Origin of the sequence: Pontibacter akesuensis (assembly GCF_001611675.1) — a bacterium.
GTDB classification, from domain to species: Bacteria; Bacteroidota; Bacteroidia; order Cytophagales; family Hymenobacteraceae; genus Pontibacter; species Pontibacter akesuensis.
Window position 1 is genome coordinate 3,424,890 of sequence record NZ_CP014766.1, and the last position, 26,566, is coordinate 3,451,455.

The 26,566-nt window shown below is 50.4% G+C and carries 24 protein-coding genes; 16 read left to right on the forward strand and 8 right to left on the reverse strand.

Annotated elements, in window-relative coordinates; all coding sequences use genetic code 11:
- The first annotated feature begins 58 nt into the window (after window positions 1-58).
- The 4 genes from A0W33_RS14500 (at window position 59) to A0W33_RS14515 (ending at window position 2,385) form a co-directional block, all read left to right on the forward strand.
- On the forward strand, window positions 59-1,006 hold the full coding sequence (locus tag A0W33_RS14500) for a TerC family protein (RefSeq protein ID WP_068838851.1): 948 nt from the start codon (window positions 59-61) through the stop codon (window positions 1,004-1,006).
- Between the two features lie 105 nt (window positions 1,007-1,111).
- Complete coding sequence (locus tag A0W33_RS14505) at window positions 1,112-1,522, forward strand: hypothetical protein (protein ID WP_068838852.1); 411 nt, start codon at window positions 1,112-1,114, stop codon at window positions 1,520-1,522.
- A gap of 25 nt (window positions 1,523-1,547) precedes the next feature.
- Window positions 1,548-1,976: a hypothetical protein gene (locus A0W33_RS14510; RefSeq protein WP_068838853.1), complete on the forward strand. Its 429-nt coding sequence runs from the start codon at window positions 1,548-1,550 to the stop codon at window positions 1,974-1,976.
- Window positions 1,977-1,980: 4 nt separating this feature from the next.
- Complete coding sequence (locus tag A0W33_RS14515; RefSeq protein ID WP_068838854.1) at window positions 1,981-2,385, forward strand: hypothetical protein; 405 nt, start codon at window positions 1,981-1,983, stop codon at window positions 2,383-2,385.
- 77 nt (window positions 2,386-2,462) lie between these two features.
- Here the strand turns inward: A0W33_RS14515 and A0W33_RS14520 are convergent, their stop codons facing one another.
- Window positions 2,463-3,245, reverse strand: coding sequence for a LuxR C-terminal-related transcriptional regulator (locus A0W33_RS14520; RefSeq protein WP_082815248.1), 783 nt, complete (start codon window positions 3,243-3,245; stop codon window positions 2,463-2,465).
- A 931-nt stretch (window positions 3,246-4,176) separates the two neighbouring features.
- Between A0W33_RS14520 and A0W33_RS14525 the strand changes: the two genes are divergently transcribed.
- The 4 genes from A0W33_RS14525 to A0W33_RS14540 all read left to right on the forward strand — a co-directional run bounded on the left by A0W33_RS14525 (window position 4,177) and on the right by A0W33_RS14540 (window position 10,010).
- Window positions 4,177-4,701: a T9SS type A sorting domain-containing protein gene (locus tag A0W33_RS14525; RefSeq protein WP_068838855.1), complete on the forward strand. Its 525-nt coding sequence runs from the start codon at window positions 4,177-4,179 to the stop codon at window positions 4,699-4,701.
- Window positions 4,702-4,705: 4 nt separating this feature from the next.
- Window positions 4,706-6,277 carry a collagen-like domain-containing protein gene (locus A0W33_RS21265; RefSeq protein ID WP_068838856.1) on the forward strand — a complete coding sequence of 524 codons (1,572 nt, stop codon included), beginning with the start codon at window positions 4,706-4,708 and terminating at the stop codon, window positions 6,275-6,277.
- A gap of 735 nt (window positions 6,278-7,012) precedes the next feature.
- Entirely contained in the window at window positions 7,013-9,178 is a 2,166-nt protein-coding gene (locus A0W33_RS14535; RefSeq protein WP_068838857.1) for a PPC domain-containing protein, read from the forward strand.
- A gap of 442 nt (window positions 9,179-9,620) precedes the next feature.
- Window positions 9,621-10,010 (forward strand): choice-of-anchor I domain-containing protein, encoded by a 390-nt coding sequence (locus tag A0W33_RS14540; RefSeq protein WP_068838858.1) that lies wholly within the window; start codon window positions 9,621-9,623, stop codon window positions 10,008-10,010.
- 41 nt (window positions 10,011-10,051) lie between these two features.
- On the opposite strand, the gene A0W33_RS20955 is transcribed toward A0W33_RS14540, so the two are convergent.
- Entirely contained in the window at window positions 10,052-10,324 is a 273-nt protein-coding gene (locus tag A0W33_RS20955) for a hypothetical protein (protein WP_139237220.1), read from the reverse strand.
- 769 nt (window positions 10,325-11,093) lie between these two features.
- On the opposite strand from A0W33_RS20955, the gene A0W33_RS14545 reads away from it, so the two are divergent.
- From A0W33_RS14545 to A0W33_RS14580, 8 genes are all read left to right on the forward strand, one after another.
- On the forward strand, window positions 11,094-13,454 hold the full coding sequence (locus A0W33_RS14545) for a TonB-dependent receptor (protein ID WP_229802307.1): 2,361 nt from the start codon (window positions 11,094-11,096) through the stop codon (window positions 13,452-13,454).
- 36 nt (window positions 13,455-13,490) lie between these two features.
- Entirely contained in the window at window positions 13,491-14,711 is a 1,221-nt protein-coding gene (locus A0W33_RS14550; protein ID WP_068838859.1) for a DUF4374 domain-containing protein, read from the forward strand.
- Between the two features lie 116 nt (window positions 14,712-14,827).
- Entirely contained in the window at window positions 14,828-16,024 is a 1,197-nt protein-coding gene (locus tag A0W33_RS14555) for a PepSY-associated TM helix domain-containing protein (RefSeq protein ID WP_229802305.1), read from the forward strand.
- Between the two features lie 713 nt (window positions 16,025-16,737).
- Window positions 16,738-17,247, forward strand: coding sequence for a hypothetical protein (locus A0W33_RS14560; protein WP_068838861.1), 510 nt, complete (start codon window positions 16,738-16,740; stop codon window positions 17,245-17,247).
- Between the two features lie 410 nt (window positions 17,248-17,657).
- Window positions 17,658-18,509: a DNA/RNA non-specific endonuclease gene (locus tag A0W33_RS14565; RefSeq protein WP_068838862.1), complete on the forward strand. Its 852-nt coding sequence runs from the start codon at window positions 17,658-17,660 to the stop codon at window positions 18,507-18,509.
- 40 nt (window positions 18,510-18,549) lie between these two features.
- Entirely contained in the window at window positions 18,550-18,975 is a 426-nt protein-coding gene (locus tag A0W33_RS14570; RefSeq protein WP_068838863.1) for a nuclease A inhibitor family protein, read from the forward strand.
- 156 nt (window positions 18,976-19,131) lie between these two features.
- On the forward strand, window positions 19,132-19,692 hold the full coding sequence (locus A0W33_RS14575) for a DUF4833 domain-containing protein (protein ID WP_068838864.1): 561 nt from the start codon (window positions 19,132-19,134) through the stop codon (window positions 19,690-19,692).
- Window positions 19,693-20,262: 570 nt separating this feature from the next.
- The gene (locus tag A0W33_RS14580; RefSeq protein ID WP_068838865.1) at window positions 20,263-21,180 is read left to right on the forward strand and encodes a YeiH family protein; all 918 of its coding nucleotides are present in this window, start codon (window positions 20,263-20,265) and stop codon (window positions 21,178-21,180) included.
- Window positions 21,181-21,358: 178 nt separating this feature from the next.
- Here the strand turns inward: A0W33_RS14580 and A0W33_RS14585 are convergent, their stop codons facing one another.
- From A0W33_RS14585 to A0W33_RS14610, 6 genes are all read right to left on the reverse strand, one after another.
- On the reverse strand, window positions 21,359-21,994 hold the full coding sequence (locus A0W33_RS14585; protein ID WP_068838866.1) for a TlpA family protein disulfide reductase: 636 nt from the start codon (window positions 21,992-21,994) through the stop codon (window positions 21,359-21,361).
- Window positions 21,995-22,040: 46 nt separating this feature from the next.
- On the reverse strand, window positions 22,041-22,454 hold the full coding sequence (locus A0W33_RS14590) for a YeeE/YedE family protein (protein WP_068838867.1): 414 nt from the start codon (window positions 22,452-22,454) through the stop codon (window positions 22,041-22,043).
- A 59-nt stretch (window positions 22,455-22,513) separates the two neighbouring features.
- Window positions 22,514-23,071, reverse strand: a complete 558-nt coding sequence (locus A0W33_RS14595; protein ID WP_068838868.1) for a YeeE/YedE family protein — start codon at window positions 23,069-23,071, stop codon at window positions 22,514-22,516.
- A 69-nt stretch (window positions 23,072-23,140) separates the two neighbouring features.
- Window positions 23,141-24,004: a sulfite exporter TauE/SafE family protein gene (locus A0W33_RS14600; RefSeq protein ID WP_068838869.1), complete on the reverse strand. Its 864-nt coding sequence runs from the start codon at window positions 24,002-24,004 to the stop codon at window positions 23,141-23,143.
- 270 nt (window positions 24,005-24,274) lie between these two features.
- Window positions 24,275-24,922, reverse strand: coding sequence for a Crp/Fnr family transcriptional regulator (locus A0W33_RS14605; protein ID WP_068838870.1), 648 nt, complete (start codon window positions 24,920-24,922; stop codon window positions 24,275-24,277).
- A 198-nt stretch (window positions 24,923-25,120) separates the two neighbouring features.
- A complete protein-coding gene (locus A0W33_RS14610) occupies window positions 25,121-26,461 on the reverse strand; it encodes an MBL fold metallo-hydrolase (RefSeq protein ID WP_068838871.1) in 1,341 nt (446 codons plus the stop codon).
- Between the last annotated feature and the right edge of the window lie 105 nt (window positions 26,462-26,566).

A 26,566-nucleotide genomic window follows, 5' to 3' on the forward strand; every position in this document is an offset into this window, starting at 1 on the left:
CAGGCATGGGGGGCAGTACCTGTAATACATATCCTTTATTTGTTAACCTATTTTCTCAATGGAGAACTCCCTGTCCTTTTGGATCCTGTTCAACGCTTTCGTGCTCCTGATGCTTGGGCTCGACCTGTTTGTATTCCACCGTGACGCCCATGAGGTAAAAATCAAGGAGGCGCTGCTTACCAGCCTGTTCTGGATCGCACTGGCGCTGGGGTTCAACGTGCTCATATATTTTTGGCAGGGGGAGCGGCCGGCCATGGAGTTTCTAACAGGCTACCTGATTGAAAAGTCTCTGAGCGTGGACAACCTGTTTGTCTTCATTATGATCTTCAACTACTTCAAGGTACCGCTCAAGTACCAGCACAACCTCCTGTTCTGGGGGGTACTGGGTGCGCTTGTGCTGCGGGCCATCTTTATACTGGTGGGCGTGGCCCTAATTGCCAAATTCCACTTCCTGATCTACATCATGGGCGCGTTCCTGGTGTTCACGGGCATCAAGATGGCTTTTTCACATGGAGATGAGGAGGTGCACCCCGAGAACAACCCCCTGATAAAATGGGTAAGCAGGCACATGCGTATCACTAAAACCCCAGTGGGCGGTAAGTTCTTCACCAAGATAGACGGCAAGTGGTTTGCCACGCCGCTGTTCCTAGTGCTGATTATGATCGAGAGCACAGACGTGGTTTTTGCCGCTGATTCCATTCCGGCTATCCTGGCAATTTCCAAAGACCCCTTTATTGTCTACACCTCCAACGTGTTTGCGCTGCTGGGTTTGCGGGCCCTCTACTTCGCCCTGGCCGGTATCATGCAATTGTTTCATTACCTGCACTACGGCTTGTCGGTCATCCTGGTGTTTATCGGGGCAAAGCTGATGCTAAGCGATATCTTCCACATCGACATGCGTTACGCCCTGTTGGCAGTGGGGGGCATCCTGGCCATCTCCATCATTGCCTCGCTGCTGTTTCCCAGGAAGGCGAGTAACTTGCCACCTCCGCCGGATGTTTACTAAGGGCAGCAGGATCAGGAGGCAAGTTGGTTCAGTCATTTAATTGTAGGGAACTTGCTATTGCTGTAAAAGAGCTATCTTCGCGGCTCAACCATTAGAAGTTCAGGAATGGTCTTACACGACAACATCATCAGGCTGGACTACAATCCAGCAACGGACATTCTGGAGACCAGTATGCCGGACGTGACGCACTTCATGCTTCCCGAGGTAAAGGTGTGCCTGGACGTCATCGTCACCAACATACGCAACTACGACATTAAGAAACTTCTGCTGGATGCGTCTAACTCCGTCATAGAAATGGAGGAGGATGACGAGGCCTATAAAGCCATTGCCATGAAATTTGGTATGGACCTGATGGGTACGCGCCTGAAGAGAATCGCGCGGGTGGAATCGACAAACGCGAGGCGCGAGGCCAAGTCCGCGGAGGTCAGGCAGCAGGCAAACCTGCCGATGGAGTTCCGGAACTTCTCCAGCAGAGACGAGGCCATGAGCTGGCTGTTGGAAATGCAGGTGGCCTAAATTCAATTACCCAACCCACAAGCACATGATTATTTTTGAAAACAGCATCATCAAGCTGGACTACGACCCTGCCACCGACATCGTGGTGATTGAGTACCCTGACCTGCACGGGTATCTGCTGCCGGAGATAAAGCATAGCATAGATATCCTGACTGATACCGTCAGGAGCTACGACGTGAAGCGGGTGCTGCTCGATTCCACTAAAACAACGGTGTCCGTGACACCGGAGGAAAGCAGGGAGATAGCCGTTTACCTGGCTAGCGCACTGGCACGTACGCGCGTGCAAAAACTTGCGCGGGTACAGTCGCTGGACCTGACCGTGGAGACGCGGGCAAAAAACAACATGCAGCACGTGCAGCAGGAGCTGACGCTTCCTTTCATGCTGCAGAACTTTACGCAGAAGGCGCAAGCCCTGGCGTGGCTGCAAAATGAATCTGCAACGGATCAGATCTGATACCATGATTGTCTACCACAACAGCATAATCACACTCGATTACGACCCTGCTACCGATATTCTTGAGGTTGCCTTGCCGGATATGCAGGCCCACTCCATCAGCGAAGTGGAGCGTTGCCTGCACATCATTGTGGAGCATGTCATCTCCTACGACGTGAAGAAGCTGCTGCTGGATTCGAGCAAGGCCGTAGTGGAGGTGGAGGACGAAACCTACAGGAGCCTGATTCTGCAGTTCAGCAGAGAGCTTATAAATACCAGGTTGCAAAAGGTGGCCCGTATCGCAACCCCTGTCGCCTCGCAGGAGCACCGGGCAAACCTGATGGCACAAGAGGTGCACCAGCTAAAACCGGCAGTGGCGTATGAAAACTTTGCAGGCAGGGCAGCAGCACTGGACTGGCTCCTTGTCTGAACGTTATCGTGTTCGATAGTGGCAATCCAGGGCACAGACAGGCCTAAAATCAAAGCAATTGTATATTGCATTGAACCCTATACCACTCCAGATTTGACAGCAAAGGAAATCAGTGCGGGCGTGGTTCTACAACCCGTTTTGTGCAGGATGTTCCTGCGGTGCGTCTGTACCGTGCTCTTGCTTATAAAAAGCTGTTTGCCAATTTCTTCGCTATTGTAGCCTTGGGTGAGTAGTAGAAGTATGGTCCTTTCCCTTGCGGAAAGCAAAGAGTGGGCGGGAAGACGCATTTTTTCAACAGGAACGTCAGTGTATGAGGGCTCCCCGTTGAGGCCGATGAAGGAAAGCACGGGAGCACCGTCCCGCTTGAGATGAGAAATGTCCGTGTGGGTGCCCAAGGTGCGCAAAACATGCCCCTGCTCATCGAACTGTATGGTAATCACCTGTTGCAGAACACGGATGTACTCGCCGTTCTTCTTCCTGATGCGGTAGTCATAGCGGACCTTGTAGTTGGGTATTTGCTCCAGCGTCAAGCCGGAAAAGAAATCACCCACTTTTTTCTCACAGGACAGAAACCAGGGCTGATCCTCGGGATGTATGCTGTTCATGATAAAGGCAACGTCTACCTCCTCTGGCGCATAACCCAGCACTGAAGAGACCTCCGCGCTCACCAGCTCAAAAGCAAAGGCTTTAACGTTGAGTATAAAGTAGTAGAACTCCCCCACCTGAAAAAAGGAAAGAAGCCTCCTGTGCAGCTCAAGCTCTAACCTGAAGTCCACTGCAGTAACGACTCTTCCAACCCCGTTTCTTTCAGATATTACTTTCCAGATTCTTTGCGCTTGTTCATCTATAACTGGTTTCATTGTCTGTTAGGCTTTAGGTGCAATCCATCCGTCTCTTTTGGTATGCTTGCTGCAAGTGTATAAATATAGTGGTAACCAGGAAGTTGACAAAAGCATCCACGGTTGTTTTGAAAAAAAGACTCTTGTACAACGCCCATTCTTACAGTTCTTGCCCAGGAGAAGTTGAGCTCTTGCTTTGGGGGTACCATGGCAGTTTCATGTTACCCTTTTGAAAAGGAGTGGTTGTGCTATGCTATATAGATTGAGTTCTTACTATAGGGAAAGCAACCTGCCAATGCAGCAGATAAGAGGAGCTATGGCAGAATAGCCCCAAAGCACTTCTATCCAAAATTATTGTTTTGGAAAACGGCAGAGTCTTTTAAGACGAAGAGTTTCCTTTTCCGATTTTCTATTCTTATTTAAGCTGCTCACTGCTACTGTATCTGCCGGCTTCCACTCCTGAAAAACCTCTGTTTTCTGGGTTAAGCTTAAGATGAGACTTCATTGGGCTATGAACCAATATTTCTTAATGACTCCTAGTTTTCAAAAAACAGAAGAATCAGTTCAAGCTTCATCTACATAAAACTAGCTACTGATAAAAAATACTCATTAGTAGGTATTTTTTATCAGTAGCTACCCTGTTAAGTTTACAGGATATTTCAAATATATATTTGATTATTTATATATTTTATTCGGATGCGTACCCATCAGCTTTAAGGTCATGTAGCCAATCTTTTCCTTTACACTGGATCGGTTCGTTCTTTTGGCAAGTTCCTATTAGTGTCTCTCTAATTCCGCTGTTGCGCGGGAGACACCAAACCGGATTATTGCACTTGGGGCTTAAAGGCCATTTGGGATGCTTTATCACCTAAAGGTGCGCCTAAAAATGCGGTCTGAATATGCTGTTTTCAAAGTGCTTAATAAAGTGATATTCAAATTTTTACCATGCAATATGAAACACAAAAAAACAATGCTATGCACCATGCTCTTGGTGGGTTTCGGCCTGTTGCGAGTCAATGCACAGGTGGCTGTGCCCGCCTCGGGCGGAGAGGGCTCGGGAAACGGGGGAGCAGTCAGCTATTCCGTAGGCCAGGTTTTCTTTAGCAGCCACGCCGGAGAAGCCGGTTCGGTGAGTGAGGGTGTTCAGGCCGCCTATGAGATAACAGTAATCTCGGGCAAAATAACCGATAGCACAGAGTTGCTGGCCGCTGGTACAGGATTTTCAGCCATTTTGCCAGATCTCTATGCTTACCCGAATCCAACCACGGATGTCCTGACGCTCCGAATTGGCAACTATCAAGAGAACGAGGAAGCAAGCTACCAGCTCACAGATGCACGAGGCAGGGTTTTAGAGAGCAAAAGCATAGTGGGCAGTTTAACCAACATATCCATGATAAACATGGCACGCGAGGCTTATTTCCTAAGAGTCATACACGGCAACCGGTCAGTTAAAACATTCAAGATTATCAAACACTAGACAAATGAAGAGAATATTTACACTTATAGCGGCATTGATGCTTTTCTCGGGCGCCTATGCGCAGGCCCCTGAGAAGATGAGCTATCAGGCGGTGATCAGAAACAGCAGCAATACCTTGGTGGCAAACCAGCCGATTGAGATGCAGATCAGCATCCTGCAGGGATCCCCAACGGGGTCCGCTGTTTACGTGGAGAACCAAACGCCCGTGACCAACAGCAACGGTTTGGTCAGTATTGAGATAGGAGCCGGAACCAAGGTTTCAGGGGAGTTCACAGCGATTGATTGGGCAACCGGGCCGTTCTTTATCAAAACCGTGAGCAATGTGCCCGGTACCCAGACGAAAGGGCCAAAAGGGACAACCAGTAGCGGGGGTACGGTTACGGGTACCAGCCAGTTGATGAGCGTCCCCTATGCTATGTATGCGAAGACATCGGGAAGTTCATTGCCTGGACCGGCTGGTCCACAGGGGGAGCAGGGCATCGCCGGGCCGACAGGTCCAGTGGGACCAGCCGGGGCCGTGGGACCTACAGGAGAACAGGGTATTGCAGGGCCGCAAGGACCTGCCGGACGTGACGGTGCCACAGGACCAGCCGGTCCTCAGGGGGAGCAGGGCCTAATCGGACCCAAGGGTGACCAGGGCGTGGCCGGGGCACAAGGAGAACAGGGTATTGCGGGTCCAACGGGGCCAACAGGCGCAAAAGGTGAGCAAGGGGAGCAGGGTGTCGCCGGGCCGACAGGTCCAGTGGGACCAGCCGGGGCCGTGGGACCTACAGGAGAACAGGGTATTGCAGGGCCGCAAGGACCTGCCGGACGTGACGGTGCCACAGGACCAGCCGGTCCTCAGGGGGAGCAGGGCCTAATCGGACCCAAGGGTGACCAGGGCGTGGCCGGGGCACAAGGAGAACAGGGTATTGCGGGTCCAACGGGGCCAACAGGCGCAAAAGGTGAGCAAGGGGAGCAGGGTGTCGCCGGGCCGACAGGTCCAGTGGGACCAGCCGGGGCCGTGGGACCTACAGGAGAACAGGGTATTGCAGGGCCGCAAGGACCTGCCGGACGTGACGGTGCCACAGGACCAGCCGGTCCTCAGGGGGAGCAGGGCCCACAAGGCGAAAAGGGGTTAGATGCGGGCACAAGAACCGCGTTCCTCAGAGATCAGAGACAATCTGCACAACACGGAGGAAGCGCTGTATTGAATCAGTGGAATACAAGAGCCTTGAATATACTGGAAGGGGACAACAGCTTTGTAGAACTTTCAAATAACCGCTTCATCCTTCAGCCTGGAAAGTACACGATTGAAATTATGGCTCCGGCTTACGCAACCGCTGCTCACCAAGCTAAGCTTAAGGATATCAATACAGGTGCCGATGTTCTGATAGGAACAACTGGCTTTTCACACCCTTCCGCCCCTGCCATAAGTCACTCCTTCATTCAGGGTATACTCACTGTTTCCACCCCGACCACTTATGAGGTGCAGCATCGTGCTGGGGTAGAGCGGCTTTTCAGCGGCTTAGGGCAGGCAGCTAATTTTGGAACTGTAGAGATCTATACCCAAATAAAGATCATGAAGGTTGAGTAATTTTTGAATGTTTGCCCTGCTTCATCGTTCAGAGAAACGACCTTGTGAAGCGGGGCAAACACTTAACGTTATGGCACAGTGGCTTCCAGAGTTGTTGCGCTGGCAAGTATGCAGCATACCTTATCCGAGCACACCTTTTACCGGCAGAGTACGCCTTTATCCATTGCGCTAGTTCGGAACTTCTGTTTTAGCGGTACAGGTTTGGGAAGTCAGCCAGATGTTTGCCTGCCAATGTAGTGCGTGACGCTTCGTGGCCTTAGCTTATCCGGGGGTGTCCATGTTTAGATATTCTGTCAGATCATAATTGTTACCCATCATCAGCGCAATACTTGCCGGAATACGTGATGAAGCAGGGGTTGAAGGGTGATGTTGCTTTATATTATCTATTTCAAGGGTTTGGAAAGAGGGCATCCTCAAAAAGACTGTTAATCAGAAAGTAGATTTGGACCTGTTCCCTCACTATCAATGAGCTGGAAAACAGCTTCCGCTTTTATACTTGTAGTAAACAGCCTGTACCTACAAGAGCTCCCATGATCTTAGAAGAAGGAATTTTTGGTGTTATATTAATCTAGATTATTAATGTAATAATTCAAAAATACCCAGAAGTAGGTATAGGTTTATTCACATGGCTCTAGCTAAATTGCCATTATTTCAATGTATAATTATTATCTTGAGGAGCTACTTTATTAGTCAGATTGGCTTGCTTAATTGAATCACTTTGCAAACAATAACTTTATGCCAGTAACTATACGAAAGCAGGCAAGACTTAAGTATATACCTATACTACTTCTAGTATTTACTGTTCTTTTCTGCAAAGGGCCCGAGCCCGAGCCTAGTCCTAATCCAACCCCGGCTTCCGGTATAATTGACAAGGTAGCGTTGCAAACCGGAGAAATACTGCTCCATGGGTCAACCCCGGAGTTGATCATGGCGCCTAATGAACAGACTTCTGTTACCATTAGTCAAATGAGCTTAAACTCAATTGATTCTTCTCCTAAAAACATTGCGTTGAACAGCTCTGACCCCAACGTGGTAACGGTAACGTCAGAGGGAAAAGTCAAAGCTGTTTCTAACGGCAGTGCTTTTATTGTTGGAAGTGACAAGGAAGGAAACAAAGCGGTATTTTCAGTAACAGTACGCACCAATGACCTCCCTGCCTTGACAGAACCTGTATTTAGTAACTTTGATAAGCCTATCTTGATTGTAAATATGGAAAAGGCTGAATCTGTAAAACCAATTATCCTAAACCGGTTAGGTCAGCCTTTGCAAGTACCGTATTCCTTAGGCTTCCAGTCCGGCAACACAAGTAAAGACGTAGCAGAAAATAGTCCTCCCAATTACCCTCAGGAGGGCATTTACAATCTAGCGGTTAAGGCGGGAGATAAGGAGTTGGTGGGAAATACACCCGTAATTTTATATACCCCAAGCAAGTCCTCTTTAGCAGAAATAAAGCCTAGAATGATAGGAGCTAGTTTGGAGTGGGGCAGGTATCCTAGTCATTTCAATAGGAATGGGCTGCAATCGCAACCGGTCAGAGGATTAGTCTACCGTTTAATTCCTAAGACATCAAATGGCAGAGTAGAGTTGTTACTAAACATTTCAGAAGAGGATGTCACTGTTGAAACAGAAGACAATACTGTTATCTCAGCCAATGGCTCCACTATTACGTCAGTAAAAGCAGGGATAGGAAAATGGCGGGTGAAGCAGGAAGACTATATTGGTCCTTGGAAAAATAGTCAGGTTTTCTATGATTTCTCTGGAGACTGGATTTGCAGCAATAATAAAAAGGGCTTCAGCATCCATATGGAGGTTCCTGAGGTAGTTGGTAGAATTTACCACAGAGGTGTTCAGGGTAACTATACAGCTTTTTTTCAACTCTATGAATTATGGGCGAATTGGTACATCCAGCGGGATTTAGCGAAGGCCCAATTCGTGAACCTGGTAACAAAAGAGGTCTCCAAAATTTCTAATGCTAAGATAGGTCCACTCTCAGCTTGTACCATCTGCTCTTATCCGACCGAACTTCAAAGACAGGGATGGTCTTACGGTGAACTGCACACGAGTTATGATAATACGCGGGGGGTGTTAACCTACATCAATGATGATGAATTCATGATGGCGGATGGGACGTTGAATGGACCCATATTCAAAAGGGGGAAAGTTGATTTGGCAAACCCCACAAATGTACCTACCTCAGTTGTAACAACCACCCCTGCCAGCATTGATGCCGTCTCTGCAGTCTTGGGAGGTACTGTAAGTGGATCTCCTGAGATTGTAGAAAGAGGGATTATCATTGATACAACTCCAAACCTTACTGTGGAGAGAAGAAACACGTTTCAAGAAGGTGCCGGAAACGGGGAGTTTGTAACAAAGGTTTCTGGATTTTCAGCGGATACCAGGTATTATGTCAATGCTTATGCTAAATCAGCAACAGGTGTAATTACATACGGTAATGAGTTAAGTTTTAAAACTACTGGTACGGGACCCGGTACTGGTGCTGGACCCGGTGCTGGAACCGGACCAGGTACCGGAACTGGTACATCCAAGGAAATCATAGTTGACACAGAGCTGAAAGGTGAGGCATACGAAAAGGTGGGTTTCTCCTTTACGCTTCCTGCCGGCGTCAAGACGATGGAGATAAGGACAGTTGAAAGTGCGACTGCCTACTGGAACACCGCGGACCTGTTTGTAAGAAAAGGTTCTGCCCCCGTTGTAGCAGGCCCGAAGCCGCCCACCTGGACCCCTGCCTATTCTTGGACGGCTGACTGTCATAGCACCGAACCTAACAGGTCTGAGGAAGTTTGCCCTTTCACGAACCCCGGAGCCGGCACCTGGTACGTAACGCTTTACGGGTATAATACTTATTTCCGTTCTCGTGTGATAATTACAATCACGAAGTGATAATTTCAGGCAGCGTAGGTTTATTACCTAGGCTGCCTGAAATGGGGCTAGGTAGAGCTGAAACCAAGGCATCACCAGAAGTGCAAGAAGTACTCGGATGCGGGTATACCGTACGGCTATATTGACTTTATACATTAGGACTTCTGGTACTGCTAGCAATGCGGTTTAAGTCGGTTGTGGACCAGTCAAAGGAAGGTATGTGTTCACTCAATTCTCCACCATTGAAAAGAAAGGAGGAGCCGGTACGCGTATAAGAAGTAACTATAAAAACAAGCTAAGAACTGCAAGTAGGGCTGGGTTTTAGGTTGTGGCATGGAAACAAGAAAACCTGTCATGGAATAGGGCGCTTTCCCGAATGTGGCGGAACGGCAGCGGGACGAGAACCGGGGGTGATTAAAAGGGACGTCCACGCTGGGCGACCCGGACGGGGACGGGGACTACGATGTGCTGTATTCCTTCGGGGCCCGCTCCTTCAGCATCTGGCCAGGTATACGACAGCGGCGGCGAGGTCGGCAAACTCCTGGCGACGGCTTCCTTTTACCCCGACGACCGGAGCGACGACAAAGGAGCTGAGCCTGAAGGCGTAGCCGTGGGACGCGTAAACGACGGAACCATCGCTTTCGTGGGCGCTGAGCTGGCGGACGCCGTGCTGGTGTACGATGTGTCGAACCCGGGCAGGCCGGAGTTCCTGCAGGTACTGCGAACGGGCGATGCCCCGGAGGGAATAATTTTCATACCGGCCGGTGAGGGCCCCGGCCAAAGGAGCCTGCTGGTGGTCAGATCCGAGAATGACGGGACAGTGAAGGTATTCGAGGCCGGCGCCATGAGGTAACAGGGCGGGTAGGTAACACCATCTCAGAGCGTTGGTGCAGTCTAAAAGATGCTTTGCAGCGCCGCTTCGAGGTTTAGAGGCGGCGCTGCTTTTTTTAGTGCCCTGTCAGTTTGAATTTCTGCAGAAAGGAGGACTGGAGGAACCTTGCCTGTAGTAGCTCCTGCTTCGGTGCCTGAAAGCAGTGCTGAAGAAATGATTGTTCCGGTTAAAGTTGATATAAGAGCCGGTCCGTTTTGTAAAAAAAATTGTGCGGCTCTTTTTTTGTATTTTCTACGGTAAGTGTAACAGCTTGTTTTGTTAGATGACTCATACAATTTCTTTGCAACCGTTGAAGAGAGAGTAGCTGTAAAGAATATTTTAACAGTGAAGTTACAGCCCTTTACTTAATCATCAATTGGTCATTTGAACCTCTCCAATACATGTGGTATGTAACTAAAGTCAATGAACTTTTTAAGACAATGTCTAACATTTATTAAAAAGTGCGTTTAAACTATTCTAAACCACTCTTATGTTAACCTTAATAATCCAACGGACTCACAAGAAGCCTCTCTACGCTGCGTAGAGAGGCTTTTTTGCTTTACGGTGCTGCATTTAGAGCAGGCACTCGATACAACAGCCGACAAAGAGTGGCGCACGCCCAGATTCTCAAAATCCAAAAATAGATAACTGTCTGGCACGTAATGCGATGCACCTGGTGGTTTCCATCTTCGTTGCGGAAAGGCTGCGTGCAAGAACCTACTGCAGAACGATCCTCCATCACTCTGGCACGATCCTCACGCACATTTAAACTTCACTTTCATTTTTCGATGGGAAGGCTGGTGTGGGCAACGAGTTATTAAGACCTGCCTTGTTACCGCTACACGTTGCCATCCATAGGCATAGGTAGTGGTTTTTCTAATTACGACAATCTGGTGTTAACCCTATGGACTAATTGAAATCGTATTATTAAAGTATTTAGAATAAATCTAAATTGTAATTGTTTGAACCTCATTTCCTTTTACCTTTGCAGTAGTTTGTAACTATTCTAAATAAGGAACAGGTGTGCAACAGCATTCAATACATATAAAAGCGTTTTTTAGTCTTTTGGCTTTATTCTGTTTCGCCCACACCGCCTGGGCACAGGAACTGGAGAAGGCAAGCGTGTCCGGCAACGTGAGTGCCTCCACAGGCGAAGCACTTGCCGGCGTTACTGTGGTACTAAAAGAGACCGGTATAGGCACGGCAACCAACGCTGATGGCGAGTTTGAGGTGGCAGGCATCACTCCCGGGAATTATGTGCTGCAGTTCAGCTTTGTGGGATTCGAGACACAGGAGAAAGCTGTACAGCTAAAGGCATCGCAAAGAGAAACGGTAAGTATAAACCTCCGGGAGAAGTCCTTTGAAGTAAAGGGTGTTGAGGTAATTGGGAAGTCCGCTGCCCGCCTGCTAAACGAGCAAGCTTACGCGGTTACCGCCGTTTCTACCAAGGAGCTGCAGAACAGCGTGGCGGATGCAAGGCAGGTCCTTAACCGCGTATCAGGTGTACGGGTACTGGAAGAAGGAGGATTGGGGTCAAATCTAAGCTTCACCCTGAATGGCTTTTCGGGAGACCAGGTGAAGTTCTTCCTGGATGGCGTTCCAATGGGCAGCTTCGGGACATCCCTTCGTCTAAGCGATATTCCTGTTAATACCATTGAAAGAATAGAGGTATACAAAGGAGTTGTGCCGGTTTGGCTGGGTACCGATGCGCTGGGTGGCGCTGTGAACATCATCACAAACAAAAAGAGCAACTTTCTCGATGCCTCCTACTCCATCGGATCTTTCAACACACACCGCCTGTCGCTGAACGGAGCCCGCACCAATCCTAAAACCGGCTTCACTGTCAGGGCAAACGCCAACTACAATTACTCCGATAACAACTACAGAGTATGGGTGCCGATCACAGCGGGAAACAACGTGGTCGATTCAGCTGAGGTAGAGCGGTTCCATGACCGCTACCGCTCGGGCAACATGATGCTGGAAACGGGATTGGTGAACAAGAAGTATGCAGATCAGCTTCTTGTGGGAGTGATTGCCGCAGCCAACGACCAGCAGGTGCAGACAGGCACCACCATGAGCAGTGTGTACGGCGGCATTGTCCGGAACAGCCGCTCGCTGGTACCCACCCTCAAGTATAGCAAAGACAACCTGTTGGTAGATGGCCTGAATGTGAGTCTTTACAGCGCGTACAGCATTACGGAATCCCAAATTATCGATACCCTAAGCGGGGTTACCTACAACTGGAGGGGGGAGGCAACGTATGTGCCCGGATCAAATGATGCCGAGAATCCATCCAGGAAAGCAACTTTCACAACCCTCTACGACAATGAACTCAACAGCCAGCTAAATGCTGGGTACGCCATCAGCCCGAAGCACTCGCTGGCCATTAACTATGCCCTGACAAACTTCCACAGGAAGGCGTTTGACACCGAGGACCCCGATAAGATCCAGAACAAGTTTCCGAACACCCTGAGCAAGCAGGTGGTGGGTGTCGCCTATAAGTATGATCCGACTGAAAAATGGAGTACCACCCTTTTTAGCAAGCTATACCTGCTCAGGGCAAAGACCAGCAAGGAGTATGATTTCGGCACTGACACCCGCCGCGTAGCTTCCTACGAGAACAGTAACAAAAGCTTTGGCTATGGTGTTGCCACCTCTTATTTCCTGCTTCCCCAGTTGCAGCTGAAAGCATCGTACGAGCATACGTACCGCATGCCCTGGGCCTCGGAGATTTTCGGCGATGGTCTGTTTGTCTTGCCTAACCCGGAGCTGGGACCGGAGCAGAGCGACAATTTCAATGCAGGGGCCGCCTACGGCTTCAAGTTGTCGCAGGACCACCAGTTTAACATCGAGAGCAGCTTTATCTACCGCAAGGCAAAAGACCTGATTTACCAGGTGGTGAGCGGAAGCCCCGAGACGTACTATAGCAACCTGAGCAAAACACGCACGCTGGGCGTGGAGGGAAGTATGAAGTATGCGTGGCGGGATATCCTGCACCTGGGCGGCGGGGCCACGTTTCAGGACATCACCGACCAGGCTGAAACTGTGTTCAGCCTTTACTCCGGCTACCAGCGCAACTTCCAGCAAGGCTACCGGCTGCCAAACACGCCCTACTTCTTTGCGAACGCCAACGCGGGGTTTACCTTCCGAAATGCGCTGGCGAAGGAGTCTGTCTGGAACGTGAACTATTACTATAATTTCGTGGAGCAGTATTTCCTGAGCTGGGCGAAGCTTGGCTCCCGCGACTCCAAGAAGATTATCCCGACGCAGTCGTCGCACAACCTCGAAATTTCCTGTAGCCTGAGCCAGGGCAAGTATAACATCTCCGCTGAAGTCCGCAACCTGACGGATGCGCGGCTTTACGATAAATATTACCTGCAAAAACCCGGGCGCGCCTTTTACCTGAAGGTGAGGTACGTCCTCTAAATCTATACTACCAATTTTATAACCAGAGCAAAAAATATGTTTTCGATCAAAAAAGCAAGACAGCTGGCACTGCCTATTCTGAGCCTTTGTGCATCTGTTGCCTTTACCTCCTGCGACAGTGAATCGGATAACCCGACGCCTGTTGAAGCGAACCCGTTTGTGGTGTCGCTTGCCGTGGCGGGCAGCGATGGTGTTTTTACCTATTACACCGTTCCGTTTGAGGATGTGATGAGCGGCACCCTTTCTGCCGTGGGGCAGGGCGTTGAGCAGCCGGGCTACTATGAGTTCACGCAGTTTGACAACACCATCTACAGCATCGGCGGACTTGACAACAAGGATGTGGTGGGTATTTCGCAGGGGGAGGACGGACAGTTGCAGCGCATCGGAAACGTGTCGTTCGAAAGCGGCCTTGCCGACCTTATCGAAGTAGACGCGAACACCCTGCTGGGCCTGGAGTTGTCTTCCGGTTCAGACATGGTGAAATTCCATACCATTGATGCCAATGCGGTAACTGTAACCAATACCAGGCAGCGCCCGGTTTCCGATATTACAAACTTGAGGGTTCCGGCCTACGCGGGCATGCGCATCAGCGGCAACCACCTTTTCCTGAGCTACTACATCAGCGACCCGGCTACTTTTAACACCGCTTACACCGATAAGGCGCAGGTAGCTGTTTATACTTACCCGGGGCTGGAGTTTGTGAAGGTAATAGAGGACGAGCGCACCGGCCCGATTGGGGGCTTTAACACCAAGTCGGGACTTATTAAGGATGAGAAAGGGGATATCTATGCACTTTCTCACTCTAACCCGGCAAACGGCTACAGCCAGACCACCAGAGACGGCGGCATCCTGCGCATCAGAAGCGGCGAGGCAGCATTTGATCAGAACTATTTCTTTGATGTGGAGGAAGTAACCGGAGGCAAGAACATCGCGCACCTGAAGTATCTGGGTAACGGAAAAGCCCTTGCCGAAATCAACACGGCAGCCAATACGGACCAGGTAAGATGGTCGGATGGCCCCCTGCGCACAGCCATTGTAGACTTGTACAACAAAACAGTTACGTACATCGACGGTATTCCTGAGCATCCGGGCCACGGCAGAAGACTGTCTGCCCTGCACAACGAGAGCTTCGTGTACATGGCTATCCAGCACAATGACAAGCGAAACTTTGTGTACAAAATAGACCTGCAGAACAACACAGCCACCAAGGGCGCTGAAGTAAACGCCAACTTTGTAGCTGGCTTCTTCAGGCTGTAATACCTGATCAGAAAATACCTGGCAGCTTCACCGTAGAAAGGTGAAGCTGCTGTTTTCTTTAAGAATTTTTGTGTTGCGTACAGATGAACAGCAAAAAGAAGAATAGCCGGAGTGCTTTGAGAAAGCTGAATGATTGGCTGCACCTTTGGCTGGGCCTTGGCTCAGGCATTGTAGTATTTATCGTCAGCATCACGGGGTGTTTCTATGCCTTTCAGCAGGAAATAAAAGATGCCCTAGAGCCCTGGCGCTTTGTGGAGGTGCAGCATAAGCCTTTTGTGCCACCAAGCCAGCTGCTGGATACGGCTCAGACCTACATGCCCGGCCAAACACCCACAGGTCTGACGTACAGCAACCAGGAAGGCGCTGCGGCTGTAGGCTATGAGGGCCTCGAGAATGGAAAGCATACCTTTACGGCTGTCTTTATGAATCCCTATACCGGAGAGTTCCTGCAAAAGCAGCAGGCGCTGGGGGAGGGGCAGTTCGACTTTTTCCAGTTTGTGCTGGATGGCCACCGGGCACTTTGGCTGCCGTACGAAATAGGCCGCCCGATTGTGGGAATCGCTACGCTTATTTTTCTGGTGCTGCTTGTAACGGGCCTGGTGATGTGGTGGCCCCGGAAGTGGAATAAGACCAATGTCAAAAAGAGCTTTAACATTAAGTGGAACGGCAGTTTTAAGCGCGTAAACTACGACCTGCACAACGTGGTTGGCTTTTACAGCCTGCTCTTCGCCTTTGTACTGGCGGTAACGGGCCTGGTGTGGAGCTTCGGATGGTTTGCAGATTCCCTATACTATGTTACCTCCGGCGGAGAAGCCATGCCGGTTCACAGTCACCCGCACTCAGATGTCTCCAGAGCCGGAATGGCAAGCGATACCGTTTCAGCACTGGACAAAGCCTGGTACAAAACCCTGGCCCAGGAGCCAGACGCGCAGGGTTTCTTTATGACTCCTACACTGGAGCACGCGGACGATGCCATCGAAGTGATTGCCTACCAGGACCATGGCTCCTGGTATAACCGGAATGAGTATTATTATGACCGGTACACGCTGGAGCACTACCGTGTGAAAGGAGATAAGTATGAGGAGGCCAGTTTTGCAGACCAGCTCTACATGCTCAACTACGACATTCATATTGGGGCGGTGTGGGGCTTGCCAGGTAAAGTACTTGCTTTCTTTTTAAGTTTGATTTGTGCCAGCCTGCCTGTAACGGGCTTCTTGGTGTGGTGGAATAAAAAGAAGAAGCCAAAAGCAAGTATAACTGCGGCCGATCACCAGCGCAAGATGAAACCACAAGCCGGTATCGCCAAAGTATAGTGAACCAGGAAAAAGCGGTGCTATCTGCAGCTAGTGTTGGTTCCTGAGGAGCCGCCCGGTTCAGCAACAGTGCCCTTTCGGCCGGAGGCAAATAATAGAAAGTATAAGAAGTTATAAGGCACTACCCCAGTGTCTCCGGAAGTCCAGAAATAGTATGCCCGCCGCAACACTGGCCGTAGGCATCAGCCGTGCAGCACCCTGTTCTCTTTTTCCGACTCCTCATCATTGTTCACCACCACTATTAGCTTGGCGAGGGGGTCCAGCACGGTGGTCCCGCTCAGAGTAACCTATGCTGCGCCTCCTGCAGCTGCGCCCTCTGGCCTGGGCGTTTAATGTTCCGTCAGGATGCTGCTTGGCCGCTGTATGTTTACATATATACGGCCTGAGGCTATTGGATATTCCTTTCAAGCCTTGTATTTACTTCGCCAGTCGGGAGTAAAAGGTAACTGGTTGGGACTATTCGGATCAAACGGAATTGCTTTGAGAAAGAGAGGAGTGGATCAGGCGTTTCGGGTGGAGCAAAGTATGGTAATGCGTTTGAAGTAGATATGATTATATGGTTTAAATGATAGTTTGTAATAAACGGGATCAAACTTAAGTTTCAAAAAAAACACCTGGCAAGCTGTAGCGCGGCTTTATTTTTCTTCAATGTAATATCTTTGCTGCACACGATATCAAATAAAACGTATACTTCTGCATCAAACGCAACGACTATGAAAAAAATAAAACTACTGGCGCTGCTATGGCTACTTGCTGCCACGCCGCTGCTGGCACAGAACTACAAGACAGGCATTGGCCTTCGGGGCGGCTACGTTTCCGGGCTCACCGTTAAGCACTTTGTCAATGGCACGAGCGCCCTGGAGGGCATTATCTCCCCGCGCTGGGAAGGGCTTCTCATTACCGGGCTGTACGAGAAGCATACCACCGCCTTTCAGGTAAAGCAACTGCAGTTCTATGGTGGCATTGGGGCACACGTGGGGCTGTGGAATTTCCCGGACCACAAGCACAGACACCATCCCTGGTTCCACCATGACGACCATGACCACGACCACGATCATCATCGGGTGATCGGGGCAGACCTGGTGATGGGGCTGGAGTATACTTTCAATGAGATACCTTTTACCCTTGGGGCGGATTGGAAGCCGGCCATCAACCTCATTGGTCACCAGGGTGTGTGGCTGGGGGATGTGGCCCTGAACTTACGCTTCCTGATCAGCAGGTAAGGCTCCCTTGTTTTGGCAACATGCATTTCGGGTTGTTTGCCATAGGCAATTAAAGCAGGCTCCTTCGCAAAGGAGCCTGCTTGCGTTACAGAAAATAAGACCGTTCGCGGTTAAATGTGTGGGCTACAGCTTTAAGACAGCTGCCGATACCTGTATCAGCAACGCTGACTCTTTACGTATACAGGGTTCCTTTTACCCGCTGGCGACGGAAAGTGCGCACTTAAGCCGGGTAACAATCCGTTATGCTAGAGGAGGCAAAGGAAGCTTAAAGTGTTGGCACCCTCCCGAAGTGGCAGCTGCACCCATGTAGCGTACTGGTAACAGATGCTGCCGGCAGCGCAGGCTGTCACCTTCCGTTTCCCCACACGATACGTCGCCGTTACGAATCTTAAATTTAAATTCAGAGCATCATGTTTAAATATACTTACCGCTACTTCCTGTTTTTTCTGCTACTTCTGGCTGGCTGTAAGGAGTCTGAGGTGATGCCGCGGAACTCGCTTACCCTAGAGGAGGAGCAGTTGCTGCTGGGCAACCCCAGCGGCGCTACAGCCGAAAAGAGCAACCAGAGCAATTACCTGATTACAAAGCCGCAGTACGTGCTTTCCTACAGCCGTGAGCGCGGAACGCCTAACTGGGTAAGCTGGCACGTGACCCAGGACTGGCTGGGCACAGCCGACAGGCAGGATGATTTCCGGGCAGATCCCGCCTTGCCAGAGGAATGGTACCACGTTACGGCCAGCAGCTACCGGGGCAGTGGCTTCGATCGGGGACACAACACACCCTCCGCAGACCGGACCAAAACCGCCGCGGACAACTCTGCCACCTTCCTGATGACCAACATGATACCGCAGGCCCCGAAAAGCAATCAGGAGTTGTGGGCGAACCTCGAGGATTATACCCGTGGTCTGGTACGGCAGGGCATGGAGGTGTATGTGGTGATGGGCAGCTACGGCAGGGGCGGCACAGGTAGCAACGGCAGCGCCAAAACCATCGACAACGGCAGAATTACTGTGCCCAGCCGCATCTGGAAAGTGCTGGTGCTGCTGCCAGAGGGCAACAATGATCTGGAGCGGATTGACAGCTCCACGCGCGTGATAGCGGTAGACACACCCAACACCAACACTGTTCGCACAGACTGGGGAACGTACCGCACCACCGTAGATGCCATTGAGGAGGCTACCGGTTACAACCTGCTCTCCAGGCTTCCGGAAAAGGTGCAGCAAGTGTTGGAGAGCCAGGTGGATAAGGGATTAACGCGGTGATGCCTTGGCAAGTATAACTGACACGAAAGGAGGCAAAAAGATGAGTGATAAAGAGATTGACGCTGCTACAGCTAGCTTGCTGAGAGAACTGCGCCAGCTTTCGGAGGGCCTGTGGTACGTAAGCGAGACAGACGCACCGCTGGAGGTGGTGCAGTATCCTGCTCAGGGCGAGAAAGAGTTAACTCACGCACAACTTGCGGATTGGGCAGGTAAGCCAGCCGGTGCAACGGTGGAAAAAGCGGAGCTTCCTTATTTCTTCAGAAACATGACGAAGGAAAGTGAGGGTGCGACAGAAGAGGAGCGGCGGGATGCTCAGCGCTTTCAGGAGTTACAGCGCTTTCTGGAGCAGCACCTGCAGCACGTGCAGGTATACCGGGTGGGACAACGAAGTATCACAGCCTTCATACTTGGGGAGGCCCCGGCGGGTAACCTGGTCGGGCTTAAAACGGAGCTGGTAGAAACGTGAGACCGGTAGCAACATGTAGATTCCTTTTAACATAAATTAAGGATAGTGCAGTGAACAATAGTGACGCTACTTTAGGTTATATTTAATGACTGACAGGCCATCTAATGAGTTAACGTGCAGCTAAAAAACTAATGCCTTACGTTTAGAAACAGCACCGTGAAAAGAACTATTTACTTCATCCTTATACTAGTTTATACTTGCCTGGGCAGCGCCAGCGCCAGTACGGGGCAACGTACCATCGAGGCACAACCCGACACTTTTCCTGTGCCGAAGAACATAAAAGGCATGTTGTTTTATGTGCAGCGCGACCCTAATACCAATACGGTGGTGTATGAACTGAACAAGGCTTCTGACGGGGCGCTGGATGAAAAGGAACCGATTCATCCTTTTTGGATCAGGTATCCGGAGGGAGGCGTGCAAAAGGAGCTTAACTACGTGCAGCGCAAATTCGCCTATGGCCTGCACACAAAGAAGCTCAGCAAGGATAACTATGAAATTAAGTTTGTGTGCTATGATAAACTGGCGCTAAACCTACGCAAAGGAGCAGACGGAACCTATCACGTCTATACCACCATCAACAAGAAAGAGACCATACTGGACCGCATATTTGTGCGGGTGGAGGGAGGGACTTTTTGGGTGCCCAATGTGCTGTACGTGGAGCTGAAAGGAAGAGACGCTGCAACGGGTAAAGCTGTGGTTGGCCGATTTAAACCCTGATCAACGAGGCAGGAGACGTACAACCGGCGCACGAAATGTGTGGTGAAACGTAAAAGCATGGAAGAATACCTTTTAGGTGTGCCGCTCAAGCCTCTGTAGAGCTATATCTGCGTGCAGGAACATGTAGTCGGTTGGAGAAGCACACAGCCACACCAGCAATAGAGATTTCCCCATACCTGGTGCAGCGGATGAGTCCTTTGGTATCCGCCGGTTGAATTCCGTTGCAGTGTTGCAGCAGGAAATTCCTGGTGAGAAGATCATTTCTTCTGTGGTTATGTAGTTCCAGGAAGTCGACAATATGCCACTCTCACAGATCTTCTGCTGCAACGTTAGTCTGCCTTTCGTACCTTTGCCCGGCATTTCTTAAACGTCCAGGAAACAGATTTATGCATTAACCCCCCGCACACGTAAACGAAGGGTATTATTCGATTAAATATAAGACTGCCTATACTTATTTAATTGAAGCGTAACCCTACTACAACTGCAGGTTTGAAAAAGCTACATGCTGCAGGCACACCGACAAATTAACCCGTGGAATTACCAGGTAAAAGAACAACAGGTACGAAATTAATGCAGCTTGCAGTATTCTGGGGTATCATCCTGCTCGTGCTGCTGACAGACCTGATTAGTGCACCCCTTGCCTTGTTTGCCGGTATACTTGTAGGGTTAAGTATGGGCACCCCGTATCCTGCCAGGTTGGGCACTATCACCAGGTGTGCACTGCAGATTTCGGTTGTTGGCCTCGGCTTTGGCATTAACCTGTACCAGGTGGCAGCAACCGGCTTAAGTGGCCTTGTTTATACCGCGGTTTCCCTGGTGGCCACGATGGTGCTGGGGCTGCTGCTGGCAAAGCTGCTGGGCGTGGAAAAAAAGCTCAATCACCTGATTTCTGCGGGTACGGCCATCTGCGGCGGAAGTGCCATTGCCGCTGTCGCACCGGCCATCAAAGCATCGGAGAAAGAAATTACTGTTGCCCTTGGAGTTGTCTTTGTACTGAATGCGCTGGCCCTGTTTGTTTTCCCCTTCCTGGGAAAGCAGCTGCACCTCTCGCAGGAGCAGTTTGGCGTGTGGGCCGCCATTGCCATTCATGACACCAGTTCGGTGGTGGGGGCGGCTACCAGCTATGGAGAAGAAGCCCTTGCCATAGCCACTACCCTCAAACTTACCCGTGCCCTATGGATTTTGCCGATGGTGCTGCTCACAGGGTTTCTGTTCAAAACGGACGGAAAAAGAGTGTCTTTCCCTCTGTTCATACTTTTCTTCCTCACGGCCTCCATCCTAAGCACATTTCTGCAAGACTTCCAACAGGTATATGCCATACTTGTGCTACTGGCCAAAAAGGGGTTGATCATCAGCTTGTTCCTAACCGGGGCTGGTATCAGTCTGCCCTTGCTCAGAACAATCAGCGTCCGGCCGTTTCTGCAGGGCGCGCTCCTCTGGATTCTAGTAGCAACAGGTTCTCTTGTAGCTGTTTTTTACCTGGTATAGGGGGTCCGGTCTGCGTATGATTCCTTAAAAAGAAGCAAGTATAAATGCGTTGCTAGCCAAGACAAAAGCCACACCTATAAAAGCGTGGCTTTTGTCTTGGCTAACGAAGTGTAAATCACCTATACTTCTAAGCAGTATAAGCTAGCCGCTACGGCTGGGTAAAAGCTTATCCATTCACTTACTTCTTCACCATGCTTTGCAGAAATTTCCGCACTTCCGGCGTGTCATACGCGGCCATTCCTTCCTGCCGGGCTACGATAGTACCTTCGGGCGAGATGATGAAAGTGGTGGGGATGGCGCTGGAATAAAGCTCCTCAGGAAGTTGGGTAACTGGCAGGTACACCGGAAAAGTGAATCCTTTCTTGTCTATAAACTTCTTCACTTTCTCCATACCGCCTTCGTCTACCGACAGCATCACAAAAGCAATGTTATCTGAACCCACTTTATCATACAGGCTCTGGATGTTGGGCATTTCGGCGATGCAGGGCGGGCACCAGGTGGCCCAGATGTTCAGGAAAACCACCTTGCCCCGCAAACTTTCGAAAGCCACGGCTTTGCCGTTCAGGTCAACCATCTCAAAGCCGGCGCCTACCTTTTCTGCGTTGTTTGCCAAGGTGGGTTCGGAAGTGTTCTCAGCCCCTGCAGCCGTACTGACTTCAGGCACATCCGCTTTCATGATTCCGGTTGCCAGCAACACCCGCTGCACCTGGCCAATTACTTCGGTGTGCAGGCCCGTAAAGTATAGCACCCCGAAAATGGCCAGCATGACAGCCCAGCCCGGTATGTCTTTTAATGAGAATCTTTTCTTGTTCATCTTTTTCCTGACATCAGTAATTCACTCTATACTTTAGATACTTCTCTTAGTGCGGCAGCCTGTCCCTGACAACGCCATACACATAGGTGCCTGCCAATGCGCCCCCGATGGCCACCAAAATAGCCCAGTAACTATGGCCGATGTTCACAAACATCGGTCCAGGGCACGCGCCGGTGAGGGCCCAACCCAACCCGAAGATCGTTCCCCCAACAAGGTAGCGCGGAACAGACATTTCCTTTGGCGTGAATAAGATGGGGTTTCCCTGGAAATCGCGCAGTTTATACTTCTTGATCAGGTAGGTAACGACTGTACCCAGTAAAACAGCCGTTCCGATGATACCATACATGTGAAAGGACTGGAAGCGGAACATCTCCTGAATCCTGAACCAGGAAATCGCTTCCGATTTGCTCATCACGATGCCGAAAAGTATGCCGGCAAGTATAAATTTCAAACTTTTCATCTGTAGTCAATTATAATGTGTGCATGTGGCTGGGGAGAATCCCCGGCTGTGTTTCTGCTTTAGAAAATGAGCGGCAGCAGCACAAACGTGGTGATCAGGCCGCCGATAAAGAAACCGATTACCGCTATAAGCGAGGGCAACTGCAGGTTGGACAGACCACTGATGGCGTGCCCGGACGTGCAGCCCCCGGCATAGCGGGTGCCAAAACCGATGGCAAAGCCACCCAGCAGCAAAACCAGGAAGCCTTTCACCGTCAGCAGCGCTTCCAGGCCAAAGATTTCTTCCGGCTGCAGGTCATCCGGGGCAGAAATACCTAGCGCACGAAGGTCCTGCACGGTGGCTTGTGAGATCTGCACGGCTTCGTTGCTCGTGAGAAATTCTGCCGAAATAAAGCCGCCCAGAATGGCGCCCACCAGAAACAGCAGGTTCCAGATCTGTGCCCGCCAATCAAAATCGAAGAACTTTACATGGCGTCCCGCCCCACAGGCAGCGCAGATGGTGCGCAGGTTAGAAGAGAAGCCGAATGATTTTCCGAAGAACAGCAGCAGCACCATCACAAGTGCTATTACCGCACCCGATACATACCACGGCCAGGGCTGGCTTAATAAAGCTATCATATCTATATTAATAATAGTTAAAAATGTACAAGTTAAAAGCCATCGCCTTTTAATTACACAAGCAGTGGGCTAGGCGAAAAATATTTCTTTGATGATGATGTAGATACCCATCAGCAGCACGAACCAACCGAATGAGGTCTTTAGTTTGTCTGCATGAATTTTAGTGGAGAGGAACGTGCCAAGAAAGATGCCGGAGATGGAGATGGTAGAGAAGATGCCAAGAAAGACCCAGTCAATTTCGTAGTTATACACATCGCCGATAAAACCAAAAAGCGATTTTACCGCAATGATGAGCAGAGAAGTACCCACGGCCAACTTCATATCCAGTTTACTGAACAGCACCAGCGCCGGAATGATCAGGAACCCCCCGCCCGCACCCACCAAACCGGTAAGGGTACCTACCACCAGACCTTCTGCCAGAACACCGGCATAGTTAAACTTCTGCTCCGGCAGGCCAACAGGTGCCGTAGTTTCCTGCTCCTCCAAAAGCGCTGGAGCGGTATTCTCATCTACTGCGTCAAGGGGCTTTGTGGGTGTTTTCTTCTTTCTGATCATGCTGATAGAAGCAAACACCATCAGACCGGCAAACAGCAGCATCAGCAGCACACCCTTGGTTACCGCCAAATCGCCTACTGTGAAAAGGTCTTCCGGAATGGCCGGTATCAGGTAGCGGCGCGTCAGGAAAACCGCCACAAGGGAGGGCAACCCGAACACCACCGCCGTTTTTATACTTACCAGCCCTTTCTGATAAAATTTGTAGCTGCCCACCAGGCTCGTTAGGCCCACAATAAACAGCGAATAAGCCGTGGAGATGACGGGGCTAAGGCCGATCAGGTAAACAAGTACGGGCACGGTAAGGATGGAGCCGCCGCCGCCGATCAGGCCGAGTGATAAACCGATGAGCATGGCTGCGAGGTAACCTAATATTTCCATTCTAAAGTGTTTTTCTGTGCAACGATACAAAGGTACAGGCAACTGTAACCTGCCGCAGTGACTCCTGTCACAGAGTAAAGTTATAATTTAAAGCCTTCATAAATGAACGTGTGTGAGAAGTTGCGCATTTAGAAAACAAAGACAAGCGTGGAACTGGAATAGGGCAGTTTCACCTTATCAGCTTCTATGGCCATCAGAAACAGAGCTTCTGTCACACTGGCCGCTGCTCCTGTACGCGTAGAACGTGTATGGCGCTGAATCTCTGATCTCCTATACTGCTGTCAGGTTGTGCACCTCGATGTAGTTCCGGTGCAAAGTGATGGCACGGGCCTGCTCCAGCTTTTTAAGTAATCTGGAGATTACCTCCCGGGAGCTGTTCAGTTCACTGGCGATTTGCTGATGGGAAAGCCTGATCTCGTTCCCACTTACCTGCACGTGGCGCTTCAGGTAGAATAGCAGCCGTTCGTCAAGGGCCTTGAAAGCGATACTGTCCAGCGTTTGCAGCAGCTCTTCGAAACGCTGGCGGTAAGAGGCTATCACGAAGTGATGCCAGGATTTATACTTGGCCAGCCAAGCCTCAGAGAGGTGCGAAGGAATCAACACTATTTCTGATGCGTCTACGGCCTTTACCCTGATCTGGCTTTGCTCCTCACGCGCGGTACACATCATAGAGAGGGCGCAGGCATTTCCGGGCTCCAGGTAGTACAGCAGAAACTCATTGCCCTCATCGTCTTCGCGGTATACTTTCAGCAGTCCGCTCAGCAGCAGCACGGTTGATCTGATGTACTGCCCCGTTCGAAGGGCCTCTTCTCCCGCAGCAAGCTTTTTAATATTGCTGTTTTGCAGGATGTCTTTGGCAAGAGGCAGTTCAAACTGCGGGAATTGCTGCAATAGTATGTTCTTGTGTGTACTTTCCATCGGTCAGAGTTAGCTTAACCTATTTTGTCATCCTGAAAGAATCTTGGCGGCGAGCGCTGTATCTGTTTAACAACCCTGACTGACGCTCGCATACAGGTTTCTTCCAGAATGACAGCATCTATTTATACTTCAAACCAAACCTGCCCTGGTACTTATGCAGCGAAAAGTGTAGCCGCTCGATTGTGCGATGTCCGTGTGTCAGGCTTGCTTTAATGCAGTAACAGCCTCACTCATATCCAGTACGTCAACCGGTAGCTGACTTTCAAGGATGCTGCTGCCTGCTGCGGAGCGGTAGCCACCGGCGCAATGCACCACCACAGGCTTGCCTGTAGGTATTTCATGGACACGGGCGCGCAGTTCCGGTAAGGGAATGTTGATGGCGCCATCGAAAAACTTGCCCGCCTTTACTTCTGAGACGTTCCGGATATCCACAATGGTATAGCCAGCCTTGTTTGCCTGAAATGTTTCCGCGCTGAATGTGGTACTATTTTCGCCAGCTTTGGTATCATACACAAAGGCGCCCTCTATCAGCAACTCATACCCAATTTTGGCGGCTTTGCTGATTACCTCGTCCAGCTCAGCATCGCTTTCAGCAAGCAGGTAATAGCGCTCGTCCGGGCGCACGATGCTCCCGAGCCAAGTTTCAAACTTGCCGCCGTTCTGAATGTTAATGGCTCCTTTGATGTGCCCCTTCTTAAAGGTTTTCTCCCCGCGAACATCCACAACAATGGCGCCTTCCGCCGGTGTGAAGTTTTTCTCCAGCCTTGGCACGCCTTCTATACTTAGGGTGTAGGCCGGGGCTCCCTGCTTGTTCAGCGCTACATCGTAGCCGAAATAAGCGGGTATGAACGGTTGGTCTTCTGTCAGTACTTCTACAAAGGCCTCCTCGCTCATTTGCTGCAGTGCATAGTTGTTCAGTTTCTCTGCGCCAATGGTGCTGCTGTTGGCCTCACTCAGGCCTTTGCCGCAAAGCGTTCCTGCGCCGTGTGCCGGGTATACGAGCACCGCATTGTTTAGCTTCATCAGCTTTTCGCGGGTGCTGCGGTACATTTGGCGGGCAAGCTCCTCGCGCTTTGCCGTTATGTTGCCGGCACTCTCGCGCAGGTCCGGGCGGCCTACGTCGCCAATAAACAGGGTATCGCCTGTAAACACAGCTTTGTCTTTGCCCTCATGCTCCAGCACAATGCTGATGCCATCAGGGGAGTGGCCGGGCGTGTGAATGGACCTGAGTGTTACCTCACCCAACTGTACTACATCACCGTCATCAAATGCTTGGTGCGGGTAATCGGCACTAACCGAGCTGTGCGCATAAATAGTGGCGCCTGTTTTCTGGTGAATTTCCAGGTGGGAGCTGACAAAGTCGGCGTGCGGGTGCGTTTCAATGATCCCAACTATTTTAGCGTTGTTGGCCTCTGCGTAATCGTAATATGGCTGCGGGTTGCGCGCAGGGTCGATGAGAATGATTTCGTTTCTGTTTTCGCTTAGGATGGCGTAGGCATAATGCGCCAGGCCCTTGTCTTCGAACTGCTGTACCTTCATAGCAAAATTTTATTGTTGTTTTTGAAGCTTTATACTTCCTGCTTTTCTTTTACCTTGATTTCCTGTTACAAAGTTACGAGCCGCACTTTCCTGGTTCAGTGATGT